Origin of the sequence: Exiguobacterium sp. UBA3491, from assembly GCF_002377745.1 — a bacterium.
Lineage (GTDB): Bacteria > Bacillota > Bacilli > Exiguobacteriales > Exiguobacteriaceae > Exiguobacterium_A.
Genome location: NZ_DFQK01000028.1, coordinates 206,502 through 221,924 on the forward strand (window position 1 = coordinate 206,502; position 15,423 = coordinate 221,924).

Annotated in this window: 17 protein-coding genes; 12 read left to right on the forward strand and 5 right to left on the reverse strand. The window is 45.2% G+C overall.

Going from position 1 to position 15,423, the window contains the following annotated elements; all coding sequences use genetic code 11:
- Positions 1 to 109 precede the first annotated feature (109 nt).
- The 7 genes from B4F99_RS10835 to B4F99_RS10865 all read left to right on the forward strand — a co-directional run bounded on the left by B4F99_RS10835 (position 110) and on the right by B4F99_RS10865 (position 5,307).
- Complete coding sequence (locus B4F99_RS10835) at positions 110 to 418, forward strand: thioredoxin family protein (protein ID WP_214852781.1); 309 nt, start codon at positions 110 to 112, stop codon at positions 416 to 418.
- Positions 419 to 471: 53 nt separating this feature from the next.
- On the forward strand, positions 472 to 1,269 hold the full coding sequence (locus B4F99_RS10840; protein ID WP_056062718.1) for a DUF1444 domain-containing protein: 798 nt from the start codon (positions 472 to 474) through the stop codon (positions 1,267 to 1,269).
- 53 nt (positions 1,270 to 1,322) lie between these two features.
- The gene (gene ytpR / locus B4F99_RS10845; RefSeq protein WP_214852783.1) at positions 1,323 to 1,931 is read left to right on the forward strand and encodes a YtpR family tRNA-binding protein; all 609 of its coding nucleotides are present in this window, start codon (positions 1,323 to 1,325) and stop codon (positions 1,929 to 1,931) included.
- A 37-nt stretch (positions 1,932 to 1,968) separates the two neighbouring features.
- Positions 1,969 to 2,706 carry a hypothetical protein gene (locus B4F99_RS10850; RefSeq protein WP_056062712.1) on the forward strand — a complete coding sequence of 246 codons (738 nt, stop codon included), beginning with the start codon at positions 1,969 to 1,971 and terminating at the stop codon, positions 2,704 to 2,706.
- 78 nt (positions 2,707 to 2,784) lie between these two features.
- A complete protein-coding gene (gene murC, locus B4F99_RS10855) occupies positions 2,785 to 4,080 on the forward strand; it encodes a UDP-N-acetylmuramate--L-alanine ligase (RefSeq protein ID WP_035406189.1) in 1,296 nt (431 codons plus the stop codon).
- Positions 4,081 to 4,250: 170 nt separating this feature from the next.
- The gene (locus tag B4F99_RS10860) at positions 4,251 to 4,766 is read left to right on the forward strand and encodes a DUF2179 domain-containing protein (RefSeq protein WP_035406192.1); all 516 of its coding nucleotides are present in this window, start codon (positions 4,251 to 4,253) and stop codon (positions 4,764 to 4,766) included.
- Between the two features lie 100 nt (positions 4,767 to 4,866).
- On the forward strand, positions 4,867 to 5,307 hold the full coding sequence (locus B4F99_RS10865; protein ID WP_023469073.1) for a Dps family protein: 441 nt from the start codon (positions 4,867 to 4,869) through the stop codon (positions 5,305 to 5,307).
- Between the two features lie 53 nt (positions 5,308 to 5,360).
- On the opposite strand, the gene B4F99_RS10870 is transcribed toward B4F99_RS10865, so the two are convergent.
- Positions 5,361 to 6,473, reverse strand: a complete 1,113-nt coding sequence (locus tag B4F99_RS10870; RefSeq protein WP_290757785.1) for an aminopeptidase — start codon at positions 6,471 to 6,473, stop codon at positions 5,361 to 5,363.
- Between the two features lie 138 nt (positions 6,474 to 6,611).
- On the opposite strand from B4F99_RS10870, the gene B4F99_RS10875 reads away from it, so the two are divergent.
- The 4 genes from B4F99_RS10875 to ccpA all read left to right on the forward strand — a co-directional run bounded on the left by B4F99_RS10875 (position 6,612) and on the right by ccpA (position 10,169).
- The gene (locus B4F99_RS10875) at positions 6,612 to 7,181 is read left to right on the forward strand and encodes a DUF948 domain-containing protein (protein WP_035406198.1); all 570 of its coding nucleotides are present in this window, start codon (positions 6,612 to 6,614) and stop codon (positions 7,179 to 7,181) included.
- Complete coding sequence (locus tag B4F99_RS10880; RefSeq protein WP_056062709.1) at positions 7,178 to 7,714, forward strand: YtxH domain-containing protein; 537 nt, start codon at positions 7,178 to 7,180, stop codon at positions 7,712 to 7,714. Before B4F99_RS10875 ends, B4F99_RS10880 begins: the two co-directional genes overlap by 4 nt.
- 200 nt (positions 7,715 to 7,914) lie before the next feature.
- Complete coding sequence (locus tag B4F99_RS10885; protein ID WP_035406204.1) at positions 7,915 to 9,000, forward strand: bifunctional 3-deoxy-7-phosphoheptulonate synthase/chorismate mutase; 1,086 nt, start codon at positions 7,915 to 7,917, stop codon at positions 8,998 to 9,000.
- 158 nt (positions 9,001 to 9,158) lie between these two features.
- Entirely contained in the window at positions 9,159 to 10,169 is a 1,011-nt protein-coding gene (gene ccpA / locus B4F99_RS10890) for a catabolite control protein A (RefSeq protein ID WP_035406207.1), read from the forward strand.
- A gap of 53 nt (positions 10,170 to 10,222) precedes the next feature.
- Here ccpA and B4F99_RS10895 read toward each other — a convergent pair whose 3' ends face one another.
- The 4 genes from B4F99_RS10895 to B4F99_RS10910 all read right to left on the reverse strand — a co-directional run bounded on the left by B4F99_RS10895 (position 10,223) and on the right by B4F99_RS10910 (position 13,542).
- Positions 10,223 to 10,966 (reverse strand): FixH family protein, encoded by a 744-nt coding sequence (locus tag B4F99_RS10895; RefSeq protein WP_214852789.1) that lies wholly within the window; start codon positions 10,964 to 10,966, stop codon positions 10,223 to 10,225.
- Positions 10,967 to 11,068: 102 nt separating this feature from the next.
- The gene (locus B4F99_RS10900; protein WP_290752068.1) at positions 11,069 to 12,262 is read right to left on the reverse strand and encodes an acetoin utilization protein AcuC; all 1,194 of its coding nucleotides are present in this window, start codon (positions 12,260 to 12,262) and stop codon (positions 11,069 to 11,071) included.
- Complete coding sequence (locus tag B4F99_RS10905) at positions 12,259 to 12,891, reverse strand: acetoin utilization AcuB family protein (protein WP_035406212.1); 633 nt, start codon at positions 12,889 to 12,891, stop codon at positions 12,259 to 12,261. Before B4F99_RS10905 ends, B4F99_RS10900 begins: the two co-directional genes overlap by 4 nt.
- 18 nt (positions 12,892 to 12,909) lie before the next feature.
- The gene (locus tag B4F99_RS10910; protein ID WP_023469064.1) at positions 12,910 to 13,542 is read right to left on the reverse strand and encodes a GNAT family N-acetyltransferase; all 633 of its coding nucleotides are present in this window, start codon (positions 13,540 to 13,542) and stop codon (positions 12,910 to 12,912) included.
- A 146-nt stretch (positions 13,543 to 13,688) separates the two neighbouring features.
- Between B4F99_RS10910 and acsA the strand changes: the two genes are divergently transcribed.
- Positions 13,689 to 15,392 (forward strand): acetate--CoA ligase, encoded by a 1,704-nt coding sequence (gene acsA / locus B4F99_RS10915; protein ID WP_056062704.1) that lies wholly within the window; start codon positions 13,689 to 13,691, stop codon positions 15,390 to 15,392.
- Positions 15,393 to 15,423: the final 31 nt, after the last annotated feature.

A 15,423-nucleotide genomic window follows, 5' to 3' on the forward strand; every position in this document is an offset into this window, starting at 1 on the left:
TGGTTTCCTCCTTTAATTTCCCTTGAAGTCATTGCCCTCATCACAGTCACATTTGAATATGCTATGATGAGGGCAATGACTTCTAGGGAAATTAAAGGAGGAAACCATCATGAAAACATTACAATCCAAACAAGAATTCGATACAGCAAAACAAGGCAAGACCGTCTTTTTATTCTCAGCAAACTGGTGCCCCGATTGTCGCTTTTTAGATCCGTTCATGCCGGAAATCGAGCAGACGTTTGACGCGTTTGAATTTTACTATGTCGATCGCGACGATCACATTGAAATTGCCCAGGAAATGGACATCTTCGGAATTCCAAGTTTTGTCGCGTTCCGAGATGGTGAAGAAACAGGGCGTTATGTCGGCAAAGAGCGGAAGACACCAGAACAAGTGACAGCATTTTTAGAAACCGTTTAAGAAAAAAGCGAGCGCTGACTCGCTTTTTTTCATGATAGAAAGGATGAAATCAAGTGGAACTACAACAAATCCGAAGAATGATGACACAAACATTCGAAGAAGAAGGTTATACAACGTATTTCGATCGTGAAAAGTCCGTGTTACGAATTGAGCGGAAGCATGATAAATCAGGCGTTGATGTCGGATTGAACCCGCTCGTCGCAAAAGCAAAACGAAGAGGTGTCATCGCAGTCGAAGAGACGATCGAATACATCCGTGCTGTACTCGGACAAACGGATCAAATTTCACTCGTTGGACAAGAACAGAAAATATTCCCTGTCATTCGGGCTAAATCGTTTGCTGATACGACAAAAGAAGGAAAAACGCTTGTCAGCACACCACATACTGGTGAGACGAAAATCATGTACGCACTTGATTTAGGGGCGACATATCGTTTGATTGACGAAGAGTTATTGGCATCTGCAGAATGGACGGCTGAACAGCTGTCGGAAGCTGCACGTTTTAACCTGAAATCGCTCGATGCGCCATTTAAACAAGATGAAGTAGCGGGGAACATCTTTTATTTCTTGAGTCTTGGAGACGGATATGAGGCGAGTCGTGTCTTGAACAAGACATTGTTAGCTGATTACGCGGCGCGAATCGAAGGGGAATTCGCTGTTGGTATTCCACACCAGGATGTCTTGATTTTTGCCGATATCCGCAATGACGCTGGATATGATGTCTTACAACAACTCATGTTTGATTTCTTCTCGAACGGTCGTGTACCTGTTACGGCATTGCCATTCTTATATGAAGATGGCAATCTTGAGCCGGTCTTCGTCCTCGCGAAAAACAAGCAGCCGAAAGAGTAAAGAATCTGATACAATAGGCATTGTGAGAAAGACGGAAGGGAGTCATGGATTGAATGAATGTGTTTTATAATAAAGAGGGCGTCGGTGACGTCTTAATGATCATTTTAGAAGACGCACCACGTGCGGAAGTGACGGCGACTCGTGAAGGAGACGTAGCAACAATCAAGCATGGTGATCGTATTATTGGTTACAACTTGTTTGAGGCGTCGAATACATTTACGATCGAATCACGAGGACCGGTTGAATTGACGGAAGAATTGGCAACACGCATCCAAAAGGAACTTGCAAACCGAGATATCGAATTGTCACTCGAACAAGTTGACTATTCTCCGAAATTCGTTGTTGGGTTTGTTGCTTCTTGTGAGAAGCATCCGGATGCTGACAAATTATCGGTCTGTCAGGTAGAGGTGGATAACGGAACTTTACAAATCGTTTGTGGAGCGCCGAATGTAGCAGCGGGTCAAAAGGTCGTCGTCGCTAAACCGGGTGCGGTCATGCCGTCTGGGTTAATCATTCGTCCTTCAGCATTACGTGGCGTACCGTCAAGTGGTATGCTATGTTCAGCGCGTGAGCTCGGACTTGCCAATGCGCCACAAGAAAAAGGGATTCTTGTACTTGATGATACATCAGCAGTAGGGGAAGCATTCTCAATCGGTCGATGATTCGACCGATTTTTTAACAAGATGGAGGGGTGAACGTATGAGTAATCGTTATGAACAGTCACTAAAGGAGCAGGCTGCCCGAATTCGTCGAGAGCTTGCGGGGGAACGTGAGACAAAGCCGGTAGAGCGTCCGAAAAAAGAGGAGCGCGAAGACCGCTTCGTTTTAACAGATGTTCCTTCACCGATTTATGGATTCCAACGTCCGAAACAATCTGTATCTGAAACGGTAGAAGCTGCGGAAGAAACAAAAACCGTTGAACAGGTTTCAGATGCAGATGAACAGGGAATTACTGATGAGGTTACTTTGACGGAGCAGGAGGCTGTTGCGCCGGAAGAAGTTGTCTTAGACAATGCAGAAGCAGATGCTGGCTTTGTACCGGTGACGGACGTTGAATTACTTGTACCGGAACCTGAAGCCAATCAAGATCACGTAAGCGAAGTCGAATTGCCGACCGTACCTGAAACAGAAGAAACGGTTGTAAAAGAGCGGGTAAGTGAAGCACCTTCTACACGTGAAACCGTAGAAGAGCAAACTGTTCCGATGGATACATCGAGCGAGGCACTTCTTGATGATCAAGAAGCAGAGAAGCAACAATCGGAAGAAGTCACTTCGATTTTGGATCCATCTGTTGCTGAAGCGGAAGCAGTAGCACCCGTTCAGTCGGAAGTGAAAAAGCCGGTTGGACCGCCTGTCAATGTCGTTATGACGACAAAAGACTTGATGGCGATGTATCGTGCGCGTCGAGAGCAAAATAATTTACATGGTAAAAAATAAATCGGTTTGCTATAATGGTACAGGTTTTGTACCCGAGCCCGATGGTACGGACCGGAACGTGAATTGGAGGGCTTTTATATGACAAAGTATCATTTTGTTGGAATCAAAGGAACAGGGATGAGTGCGCTCGCCCAAGTACTACATGAGATGAATCATGAGGTACAAGGTTCAGACATCGAAAAGCACATTTTTACTGAAGACGCGTTACGGGCTAAGGGAATTCCATTTTTCCCGTTCAATGCGGATAACATCAAAGAAGATTATGTCATCATCCAGGGGAATGCCTTTGGAGATGATCATCCAGAAATCGCACGGGCAAATGAACTTGGTTTAACGATCCATCATTATTACGATTTCTTAGGACACTTAGCAAATGAATATCGTTCGGTCGCCATTACAGGCTCACACGGAAAAACGTCGACGACAGGTTTGCTTTCACACGTCTTGAGCGGTATTACACCGACGGCCTTCTTGATCGGAGACGGAACAGGGGCAGGAGTAGAAGATGCGAAGGCATTCGTCTTCGAGGCATGTGAATACAAACGTCACTTCTTATATTACAAGCCGGATTACGCTATCATGACAAACATCGACTTCGATCATTCGGATTATTTCACGGGAATCGATGATGTCGTTTCGGCTTTTCAAGAGATGGCGATGCAGGTCAAGCAAGCAATCGTTGCTTGTGGAGATGACGAACATCTTCAAAACATTCAAGCGAATGTACCTGTTCTTTATTATGGATTCGGAGAAAACAATGATTTCCGAGCTGAAAATGCGACATCAACGCCAGACGGCACATCGTTTGATGTCTATTTACGTGATGATTTCTATGGCACGTTCCTGATTCCAGGATTCGGTCGTCATCATGTCTTGAATGCATTATCGGTCATTGCGATCTGTCAGTACGAAGGATTGAGTAAAGAAGACGTTGCTGAACGTTTAGCAACATTCGGTGGAGTGAAACGCCGCTTCAGTGAGTCAGAATTCGGCACACAAATCTTAGTAGACGACTACGCACACCATCCAAAAGAAATCAGCGCAACGATCGAGTCGGCACGGAAGAAATATCCGGATCGTGAAGTCATTGCGATTTTCCAACCGCATACGTACACACGCTTGAAATCATTCATGGATGATTTTGCGACATCTTTACGTGAAGCAGATGCGACATATCTATGTGAAATCTTTGGTTCAGCACGTGAACAGGAAGGGCAAGTTCGAGTCGAAGATTTGCAGGAGAAAATTCCGCAAGCTTCTATTCTGACGCGCGACAACGTTTCTGTCCTACGTCAGCATGAAAATGCTGTGCTTCTATTCATGGGAGCGGGCGACATTCAAACGTATCAGCATCAATATCAAAGTGTAAAATAAGTGAGAACCAAAAGTGTCACTCGATTAGAGTGGCATTTTTTTGTCGTAAATTTGAATTGTGATAGTAAAATCAAAAAACTGATAAGGAAAATCTGAAATAGGATTGCATCTTGAAATAAAGTTTGAAATAGTGTGTATGTGTTGAAGTTATTATAGAGAGGAAAGACACCATGGGACAGATTTTACTCATCTTATTGCTCCAGTTGATTTACGTTCCTGTTTTGACATTGCGGACGATCATGCTTGTCAAAGGACGGACCGTCATTGCCGGACTCTTTGGGACGGTCGAAACATTGATTTACATTTTTGCACTAGGAATCGTGTTCCAAGACTTAACGACACTTGGTATGGTCGTTTATGCACTCGGATTCGGACTTGGTATACTCATTGGTGGATATGTCGAACGAAAACTAGCCATCGGTTACAATATGATCCAAGTACACACACAAGAATTTCCGGCAGAACTCATTCAAGTCATCCGTGATAATGGTTTCGGTGTGACGCATTATCAAGGACAAGGTCGAGACGGTGTTCGTTACCGATTAGATGTCCTTGCGGCACGAACACGTATGAAAGTGCTCCGTAACCTCGTCGAGGAGTATGAACCGAAAGCATTTCTCGTTGCCTTCGATTCCGTCGACTTCAAAGGCGGATATATGCTAAAGGGATTAAAACGTCCGCGATAATCCAATCTTCCTGAAAATGATGTTTATCTTTTGTTATTTAAGGATAAAGATGAATTAGAACGTCATTTGAAATCAGGAAAGCAGGAAAGGGGAATATCAGATGATCAGTAATCATGCAAAATCAGCTTTGAATCAACAGGTCGCAAACTATGGGGTCCTATTCGTTAAGCTCCATAACTACCATTGGTATATTAAAGGTCCAGACTTCTTGACGCTTCACGAGAAGCTTGAAGAACTCTATACATGGGTGTCTGAGCAGTATGATGTCGTTGCGGAACGTCTCTTGATGAATAACGGAACACCTTCAGCGACGCTAAAAGAATATTTAGAACAAACGACACTCGAAGAAGCAAAATCAGGTTTGTCAGCAGATGAGATGATCGATTCGGTCATTAAAGACTTCCAACAAGTCCGAAAAGAGATGCTTGATGCGATTGAACATCTTGAGGCACAAGACGTAACAGTGGAAGATGATCTGCTTGGTCAAGCGAAGGAAATCGAAAAACAAATTTGGATGCTTCGTGCGACATTGAAAAAATAAGATATAGAAAACGGATGCCCCTGTCCTATGAAGGACGAGCCATCCGCTTTTTCTTATTTCAGGTTTTCAGGATTGAGGACTTCGAGTTCAGGAAGGACGAAACGACCGTCTTTACGGATCAATACGTCGTCAAACCAGATCTCCCCACCACCGTAATCAGGGCGTTGGATATTGACGAGATCCCAGTGAACGGATGAATCATTACCGTTGTAGGCTTCTTCGTAAGCTTGACCCGGCGTGAAGTGGAAGCTGCCATCGATTTTCTCATCGAACAGAATATCCTTCATTGGATGCTGGATAAAGGGATTGACGCCAATCGCAAATTCACCGACGAAACGAGAACCCGCATCTGTATCGAAGACTTGGTTGATACGATCCGTATCGTTCGCCGTCGCTTCGACAATTTTACCGTCTTTGAACGTCAGTTTGACGTTTTCAAACGTGAATCCTTGATACGGAGATGGTGTGTTATATGAGATGACACCGTTGACGGAATCTTTAACGGGTGCCGTAAAGACTTCACCGTCCGGAATATTGGCATTTCCGGCACATTTGATTGCTGGGATGTCTTTGATCGAGAACGAAAGGTCCGTTCCTGGTCCGACGAGACGAACACGATCCGTCCGGTTCATCAAATCGACGAGCGGTTCCATCGCTTGTCCCATTTTTTCGTAATCAAGCGTTGAGACATCGAAGTAAAAGTCTTCGAATGCTTCTGTCGATTGATTGGCGAGTTGAGCCATCGATGCTGTCGGGAAGCGAAGGACGACCCATTTCGTTCCTTTGACGCGATCCTGTGTATGCATCTTACCAATCGTTTGACCGTACAGTTTCATTTGTTCAGCTGGTACATCCGATAGTTCATTGATATTATCACCAGCTCGTAATCCGATGTATGCATCCATCGCCTGCATCTGCTTACGTTCGATGTCTGCCATCAATTGGAGTTGCTCTTCTGAAGCATTTCGGTATAATTTTCGTAGGATACGATTATCCTTAAGTAAGACGAACGGATGACCGCCAGCCGCGTAGGCAGCTTCTACGAGTGCTTCGACTAGTTCACGTTCGATACCGAAATTTTCAATCAATACTTTTTCACCAGGTTCAAGGGCAACCGAATAGTTGATCAGATTCGTTGCCAGTTGAGTAAGACGTGGGTCACGCATGAAATTTCCCCCTCGAAATGGATGATGTAGGTTTCAATTATCATTGTAACGGAAATAAACCATTTGGAGTAGCAGGAATGACTTGCTACATGTCGAACTAACAACAAAAGACTACGCAAAAAATTGGAGGCAAGAACCATGGAAATCACATTAGGCGGAATCGCCGGATTAGTCGCTGCGATCGCATTCGTAGTACTCGTCATTTTCCTTGCCCGTGTACTAAGTGCTGCAAGTAAGACGCTGAACAATGTAGCCAACACGACAGCAGGACTTGAACGTCAATTGGACGGTATCATGATGGAGACGACAGCGTTGTTACATAAGACGAATCGTCTTGTCGATACGATTGAAGAAAAAACCGAGTTGCTTGCACCTGTTGCAAACTCGATCGAAGAGCTTGGTACGTCCTTGAATAAAGTAACAGATTCTGTCCGGACGGTATCCGATACGGTCGCTGGTGCGGCGGATACGAATAAAGACCAGATTGCACAAGCAGTCCGTTGGGGCTCAGTCGCTGTAGAATTATTCAAAAAAAATAAACCGGCAGAAACAACAGTTTCAAATCATACGACAGCGACGACGACAGTCGAGAAAAAACCACGTCGTCGATTCCGGAAAAAAGCAGAGACACCGGTTACACCGGAAGTCGTATCCGTCCCGGACGTCGAAAGCATTCCAGATGAGTTGAAAGGAGATCGTAAATCATGACGAAACAACACCCATATCAAACACAAGATTCTTCTAAAGGAGGAGGTTTCCTCGCGGGAATCATCGTTGGTGGATTGATTGGTGCCGCGGCAGCTCTCCTTTCTAGTCCGAAATCAGGTCGTGAGATGCGCGACTTAATCGACGAGCGTACGGCTCCTGCACGTCAACGTTTGACGGAACAGACGCAAGTTGTTCGCGAAAAAGCAGAACCACTCGTGGGAGAATGGATTCAACTGGCAAAAGACAAAGCAGCACCTGTCATTGAAAAAGCAAAGAATAATTCGACAGTTCAAGAAGCGGCACAATACGCTGGTTTTGAGAAAGATCAGGCAAGTATCGATGCAGCTCTCGCAGAAGCAGAACAACTTGTACGTGACATCGAGCGTGAAATTGGGGACGAAGTCGATGGCGCATCCGTGGCAGAAGAAATCGATACGGAAACGGTCGTTGATCTTTCAGAGCTACGGGAACAGTTAGCGGAAGAGCAAGAGGAAGACAATGACCCACAATCTGATGTGAATCATAAGAAATAAGAAGTGAATACGGAGCTCTCATCATGAGGGCTCTTTTTCTATGTTTCTTTATAGAGAAAACGTAGAAAAAGTTATATGAAAAAACGTAATTTATTTTCATATTTTAAGAAATCATGCAGCTTCTTTATGTACAACATGGAAAGAGTTCGTTATAATTAGTTGCTATTACGAGCTATATGCTGATTAGGGAGTGGTAGGACATGGATCAACACGCAGAATTAAAAAGATTACGGGATGAACTCGATTTAGTGAATGCAGAATTATTGGAATTGATGAACCGACGTGGTCAAATTGCTGTCGAAATCGGAAAAGTCAAACGAGCACAAGGGCTTGACCGTTACGACCCTGTTCGGGAACGTCAAATGCTCGAATCAATTGCTGCTAATAACCATGGACCTTTTGAAACAGGACGCCTTCAGCATGTATTTAAAGAAATTTTCAAAGCTTCTCTTGAATTACAAGGAGAAGATCGGACTCGGAAATTACTCGTATCACGGAAACAAAAACCGACGAACACGATCATCCGAATCGGAGATGCTGTCATCGGAGATGGTTCTCAACAATTGATCGCTGGACCATGTGCGGTCGAGAGCGAGGAACAAGTATTCGAAGTCGCGGAACAACTCGCGAAACACGGCGTGAAGTTCATGCGAGGTGGGGCGTACAAACCACGCACATCACCTTACGACTTCCAAGGTCTTGGACTCGAGGGTCTAAAAATGTTGAAAAAAGCAGCGGACGCGCACGGTTTGCATGTCATCACTGAAATCATGACGCCGAGTGCGGTTGAATCTGCTTTACCATATGTCGACATTATCCAGGTTGGCGCACGCAACATGCAAAACTTCGATTTACTAAAAGAAGTCGGTCGTACAAATAAGCCGGTTCTTTTAAAACGAGGACTTGCTGCAACACTCGAGGAGTTCATGTACGCGGCTGAGTACATCATGGCAAGTGGTAACGATCAAGTCATTTTGTGTGAGCGCGGCATTCGGACATACGAACGTGCAACACGGAATACGCTTGATATCTCAGCAGTTCCAATTCTGAAGCAAGAGACACATCTTCCTGTCATGGTCGATGTGACGCATTCGACAGGACGGAAGGATCTTCTGTTGCCGACAGCGAAAGCGGCTTACGCGATCGGTGCTGATGCTGTCATGGTTGAAGTCCATCCGTTTCCGGCACTCGCACTATCTGATGCGAACCAACAACTTGATTTCCAAGAATTCGATACGTTCGTCGAAAACTTGACGACAACCTTTCCGGCACTAAACGTTCAATGATTTTCGAAAAAGGGTGACCTAAAGCGAATGAAAACGTTTTACAATAAAGGAAGAATGGGAAAAGAAAACTATCTTTTCCTGTCTTCCTTTCGTGTTGCCTAAAAATGAAAACGAAATGAAAACACTTGAGATCGATCATACTAAAGGAGGAATTTGTTTTGAATAGTAATATTACGATTTATGACGTCGCACGAGAGGCGGCGGTCTCGATGGCGACCGTATCGCGTGTCGTCAACGGGAATCCGAACGTTAAACCATCCACACGAAAGAAGGTCCAAGATGCAATCGAACAACTGGGTTACCGCCCAAACGCTGTTGCTCGTGGACTTGCAAGTAAAAAAACGACGACTGTCGGTGTCATCGTACCCGATATTTCGAACATCTTTTTTGCGGATTTAGCACGGGGGATCGAAGATGTTGCGACGATGTATAAATATAACATCATTCTTTGTAACTCCGACCAAAATCGGGAAAAAGAAATCCATTTGCTCAATACATTACTTGGAAAACAGGTTGATGGGATCATCTTCATGGGTGGACGTCTACATGAGGATCTCGTTCGTGAATTCAAGACATCACCTGTGCCCATCGTTCTCGCTGCGACACTAAATCAAGATTATGACCTTCCTGCCGTCAACATCGATTACGAAAGTGCTGCACATGACGCCGTCAAATCATTGATTGACCGTGGACATGAACGGATCGGGTTCATCACTGGTCCACTTGAACAGCAAATCAATGGTGAAAAGAAATTTGCTGGTTATCGTCGGGCGCTCGAAGAGGCAAATCTTCCGTTCAGCGAACAAAACGTCGTCCTTGGAAACTATACGTATGATTCAGGAATGAAGGCGATGAACCAGTTGCTTGAACTTGGAGAAGATTGCCCACGTGCGATTTTTGCTGGAACAGATGAGATGGCTCTTGGTGTCATCCATGCCTTACAAGATGCCGGACACCGTGTTCCAGAAGACTTCGAAGTCATCGGACACGATAATACACGTCTTGCGACGATGATTCGTCCGAAACTGACGACTGTCGTTCAGCCGATGTATGATATTGGAGCAGTCTCGATGCGTCTTTTGACAAAGATTTTGAACAAAGAAGAAATCGAAACGAACGATGTCACGTTACCACACCGAATCGAACAACGGGATTCGACACGCCCTTAATCGAAAAAGCGTCTCTTCTCTCAAGCAAGCTGCTTGAAAAAAGAGACGCTTTTTCATTTTATGACGGTGATGAGTTCATCTTGGTGATGGTGGAGTTGATCATTTTCGACGTGTAGACGCACAGTCGTCTGACCGGGGGCGTTCAATGTGACTTTTCCGCTGTATGCATCACCTTTTTTAGTTAATGGAACATAATTATGTTTTTCAATACCGGTTTCAATGACTTCGACCTGAACGTTCGCCTTTAATGGTTTTCCATCGAGAAAAACGTGAAAGGAGACAGGGAGGTCAGCACCAGCCTTTACTTTCGTCGCACCCATATAATGGACAGACAGACCATCGACGGCTTCGTGTTCATGCGATGCTTCCTCTTTTTCATGTGAATGATCCATGACGACAAAAGAGATCTTATCCATGTGATGGAGTCCTTTTTTATCATTAATATGATAGAGACCTTCGTATTCACCTTCAGCAAGTTTGGCTTCTGCTTGATAGAAACCTGTCTTTTTCAAGGTTGCTTTGAATTTTTGATGTGCCCCATCTTGTTTTCCAGCTTTCCAAACTTCAAACGTCACATCCTCAAGGTTGACGGGCTTTTTCTTTTCGACCGCGGATGCTTTAAAGACGACGGCATCTTCATCCATTGTCTTTGCTGGGATATCGACAGTGACGTCGACGGTCGGTTTTCCGGCCCCTTGCATGTTATCGTGATCCATTGCCTGCTTTTCATTCCCACACCCTGCAAGTACGATCCCTGTCGACAGAATGAGACCGGAGTAAAGCCATGCCTTTTTCATGATGATTCCCCCAACTATTCGTTTACTAAGTAAAAATTCCATATTTAGTATAGCAACAAGATGTGAACTCCGAACGAAATAAATGTGAAGATAAAAAGTCAATTAATCAGCGGAATAGGGGGAAATCGCTGTCAGTTGTTTTTTACGTTCATCGTTTACGAATGGCCAAATCAATCGTTTGACGGTCTCCCAATTTTTTTCTTCAATTTCAGGACGTCTTGGAATTGCGGGATAAAGTGGTGACGGATCATGCCAGTGCGTGGGTGGCGCTATTTCCTGTCCGCCCCATCGTTCTTGCCATGCAATTGGAATTTCCCCGTGAAAAGGATCTTGTCCTGTCATGGCAGCAAAAACCTGACTCCACGCGCGAGGAACGACACGATACCAATCATAACCACCGCCGCCTAAAGCAACGATTTTTCCATCTGTATACTTTTCTGCCGCAGCCACAGCGATTTGAGGAATCTTTTCATAACTTTTCATCGTTAAGGATAGATGCGTCAATGGGTCAAGCACGTGCGCATCAGCGCCATTTTGTGTGATGATGAGATCCGGTTGAAACAACTCGCATGCTTCAAAGAGTGCCGTCTCATAAGCAAGTAAAAACGAATCGTCTTCCGTAAAAGCATCCAGTGGTACATTCCAGCTAAAACCGTATCCTTCTTCAGATCCTCTCTCCGTTACCATCCCCGTTCCTGGAAATAAGTAGCGACCCGTTTCATGGAGAGATAGTGTCATGACATCATTTCGATTATAAAAGGCCCATTGCACACCATCCCCGTGGTGAGCATCCGTATCGACATAAAGGATTTTACAGTGATATTTTTCAATCATCGCCGCCATGGCGACAGCCGTATCGTTATAGACACAAAACCCTGAAGCACGTCCGCGGAACCCGTGATGTAATCCACCGCCGATATGAAAGGTGCGTTTATACTTACCAGATAAGACGAGGTCACATGCTTCAATCGTTCCGCCGACAAGGAGGGAAGCACCCGAATGCATGTCTTGAAACAAGGGAGTATCTTCCGTACCAAGACCGTACATCTGTGCCTTGAGTGGTGATAATACTCCGGTTCCGGCTGCTTTGACAGCAGCAATATAATCCTGATCATGAACGAGTGCCAATTCTTCATCGGTCGCATGACGTGGGGCGATACAAGGGATGTCATCTAATTGATGCATCGATTCAAGCAAGGAAACGGTTAATTCGAGACGGATTGGGTTAAATGGGTGGGTCTCGGAAAATCGATAGGTTGCTTCTTCAGGACTATACAGATAAGCAAAATCCTTCATCTGCTCACATCCGGTCCAAGTACATCGAATCCTTCTTTGCGTAACTTCTCGATGATCCGAATTGGATTCATCGTCTGAACACGAAACGCAACAATCCGGACATACGGATCGTCTGTTGGATACACGAGTACATTTAAAATATTAATATTCGTTTTAGCAAGCAGTGCGGAAATCTTCGCTAATGTACCTGCTGTATTCTCGACACGGATCTCGATTTGGGAACTTGGTTCGAGTGCACCCGTCAACTGAACGAATGTCCGTAACAGATCCGTTTCCGTGACGATACCGACAAGACGTCGACCGCGGACGATTGGCAAGCAGGATAAGCGATATTCATAAAACAGCACAGCCGCATCTTCTAGAAAATCAAGCGGATGGGCCGTGACAGGGCTTTCAATCATAATGCTTGAAACGGGATACTGTAGGTCTTGTTTTGCTGTGTCCGGATGAAAGATGCTACTCGCGCTTTGAATTTCCTTTAGTCCGACAAGACCGACGAGTTCATGACGGGCATTAACGACGAGAATATGACGAATCTGATGACGTTGCATGAGTTCAACCGCATGCGCGATGGAATTCGTCGGTTGCATCGTGATGCACGTCGTATTCATGATTTGTTCGATTAACATGACGATTCCTCCTCGAGCTCAGTCATACATGAAGCGTCTTCTCAAGCGTAGCGCATCAAAATGAGCGACGACTTCAGGTGAGACGTGTTTTCCGATACGTGCCATCAGGCAGTTAGCAGGGTGGGAGGCGATTTCCGGATCATCGGTCGGGAAAAAGACAAGACCACCATGGTTCATCATCTTCTCCATGATCTTCCGGTAATCCCACACTGATAGTCCACTCCCTTTTAAGTCCCAATGCCAATAATATTCAGTCGTTAGAATTAAATAATGTTCCATGGCAGGATCTAGCATGGAGATTTCAAGCAATTTTTTACCAATCTGTTGTCCGCGGAACCGAGAGGAGACTTCAATCGCCCCGAGTTCCAAGATGTACGGATTGTTTCCCTCACTCCATGTTTCATAGGGATCAGGATATAAGTAAGTCACATAACCGATGATTTCCGTTCCTTGACGAGCGACGATGATCCGTCCTTCTTCAAGGTCCGCAATCTCAACGAGCGCTTGATGTTGTTCAGCGGGTGGACGAAAAGCCGTTAACCCTGAATCGAGTGTATACGTTGCTAGTGTTTGACTCGGTACGGGACCTTCGATGTCAACAGGACCGAGTGATGTTTCATGCGTCCGATGATTGAATTGTTTTTCAAACATGTAAGCGTCACCACCTTCCTATTCATTATAGACGAAAGCGCTTGAGTAAAGAGAGGGATTTTTTAACAAATTGACGGCAAATGGATTGAACTGACGGATAACTAGCTTATAATAAAGAGGAAAACATAGAAGGGGAGGAACGAGACATGAAAGTTTTGAAAGCGCTTCCGGGGAAGCATTGGTTAGCAGAGTATGATGAAACGAACACGTACGACTGGAAAGATGCTGAGCAGTACTTTTCATGGGCGACAACGGGGAAAGTCAATATGGCCTATGAAGCAATCGACCGCCACGCAGAAGGCGAGCGGGCGAACAAGGATGCGCTGATCTATTTCGATGGAATGACGGAACAACGATTCACCTATGCAGACATGAAACGATTGACGAATAAAGCGGCAAACGTATTAGTCGATGCAGGAGTCAAAACGGGTGACCGGATTTTCATCTTCATGCCACGCTCACCAGAACTGTACTTTGCCCTACTTGGTGCACTGAAAGTAGGGGCAATCGTCGGTCCGTTGTTTGAAGCATTCATGGAACAAGCTGTTCGTGATCGTTTAGTTGATTCTGAAGCGAAACTACTCGTGACAACGAAAGCGTTGCTCCCGCGTGTTCCAGTTGGGGAACTGGAATCACTTGAAAAAGTAGTACTCGTTGATGAAGGCGTTGAAGAATCAGAAACATTACTTGATTTCCGAAAAGCGTTCAAGCAAGCATCCGATGTATTCGAACCGGTCTGGTTGGATCGAGAAGACGGATTGATCTTGCACTATACTTCAGGATCGACAGGGAAGCCAAAAGGTGTCCTCCATGTTCAAAATGCGATGATTCAGCATTTAATGACAGGACGTTGGGTACTCGATCTACAAGAAGACGATGTCTACTGGTGCACGGCTGATCCAGGATGGGTCACAGGAACAAGTTACGGTATCTTCGCACCGTTCTTAAATGGGGCAACGAACGTCGTTGTCGGTGGACGTTTCAATCCAGATTTCTGGTATAGCGTTATCGAGAAGTATAACGTAACGGTCTGGTATAGCGCGCCAACTGCTTTCCGGATGTTAATGGGAGCGGGGGCGGACGTCGCGAATCACCATGATCTTTCAAGTCTTCGTCATGTGTTGTCTGTCGGAGAACCATTGAATCCAGAAGTTATTCGTTGGGGAAAAGAAGCATTTGACCAACGCATTCATGATACATGGTGGATGACAGAAACGGGTGCGATGATGATTTGTAACTACAAGTCGATGGACATCAAACCGGGATCGATGGGGAAACCAATTCCAGGAACCCAAGCTGCGATCATTGATGATCAAGGAAACGAGTTACCACCGTTCCGGATGGGTAACCTTGCCTTGAAAACACCATGGCCATCGATGATGCGTCAAATTTGGAACAACCCACAAAAATATGAATCCTATTTCTTTAAAGGATGGTATGTGTCAGGCGATTCTGCCTATATGGACGATGAAGGCTATTTCTGGTTCCAGGGGCGTGTCGATGATGTCATCATGACGGCTGGAGAACGGGTTGGTCCGTTTGAAGTTGAAAGCCGTCTCGTTGAGCACCCAGCAGTCGCGGAAGCCGGAGTCATCGGGAAACCAGACCCGGTGCGAGGCGAAATCATTAAGGCATTCATTGCCTTACGTGATGGTTATGAGCCAACGGATGAATTAAAACAAGAAATCCAAGCATTCGTCAAGGAAGGTCTAGCTGCTCACGCGGCCCCAAGAGAAATTGATTTCCGAGATAAGTTGCCGAAGACACGAAGTGGTAAAATCATGCGCCGTGTCCTGAAAGCATGGGAGTTGAACTTGGAAACGGGCGATTTATCGACGATGGAGGATTGAACATGAAAAAAGAGGCTGGGACATAACTAGC

Bases quoted from the DNA above. Each gene is read 5' to 3' on its own strand.
- acsA (WP_056062704.1), top strand. From the start codon at position 13,689: ATGAAAGTTTTGAAAGCGCTTCCGGGGAAGCATTGGTTAGCAGAGTAT.
- B4F99_RS10895 (WP_214852789.1), bottom strand. From the start codon at position 10,966: ATGAAAAAGGCATGGCTTTACTCCGGTCTCATTCTGTCGACAGGGATC.
- B4F99_RS10900 (WP_290752068.1), bottom strand. From the start codon at position 12,262: ATGAAGGATTTTGCTTATCTGTATAGTCCTGAAGAAGCAACCTATCGA.
- B4F99_RS10885 (WP_035406204.1), top strand. From the start codon at position 7,915: ATGGATCAACACGCAGAATTAAAAAGATTACGGGATGAACTCGATTTA.
- murC (WP_035406189.1), top strand. From the start codon at position 2,785: ATGACAAAGTATCATTTTGTTGGAATCAAAGGAACAGGGATGAGTGCG.
- B4F99_RS10880 (WP_056062709.1), top strand. From the start codon at position 7,178: ATGACGAAACAACACCCATATCAAACACAAGATTCTTCTAAAGGAGGA.
- B4F99_RS10910 (WP_023469064.1), bottom strand. From the start codon at position 13,542: ATGTTTGAAAAACAATTCAATCATCGGACGCATGAAACATCACTCGGT.
- B4F99_RS10850 (WP_056062712.1), top strand. From the start codon at position 1,969: ATGAGTAATCGTTATGAACAGTCACTAAAGGAGCAGGCTGCCCGAATT.
- ytpR (WP_214852783.1), top strand. From the start codon at position 1,323: ATGAATGTGTTTTATAATAAAGAGGGCGTCGGTGACGTCTTAATGATC.
- B4F99_RS10835 (WP_214852781.1), top strand. From the start codon at position 110: ATGAAAACATTACAATCCAAACAAGAATTCGATACAGCAAAACAAGGC.
- B4F99_RS10860 (WP_035406192.1), top strand. From the start codon at position 4,251: ATGGGACAGATTTTACTCATCTTATTGCTCCAGTTGATTTACGTTCCT.
- B4F99_RS10905 (WP_035406212.1), bottom strand. From the start codon at position 12,891: ATGTTAATCGAACAAATCATGAATACGACGTGCATCACGATGCAACCG.
- B4F99_RS10875 (WP_035406198.1), top strand. From the start codon at position 6,612: ATGGAAATCACATTAGGCGGAATCGCCGGATTAGTCGCTGCGATCGCA.
- B4F99_RS10865 (WP_023469073.1), top strand. From the start codon at position 4,867: ATGATCAGTAATCATGCAAAATCAGCTTTGAATCAACAGGTCGCAAAC.
- B4F99_RS10870 (WP_290757785.1), bottom strand. From the start codon at position 6,473: ATGCGTGACCCACGTCTTACTCAACTGGCAACGAATCTGATCAACTAT.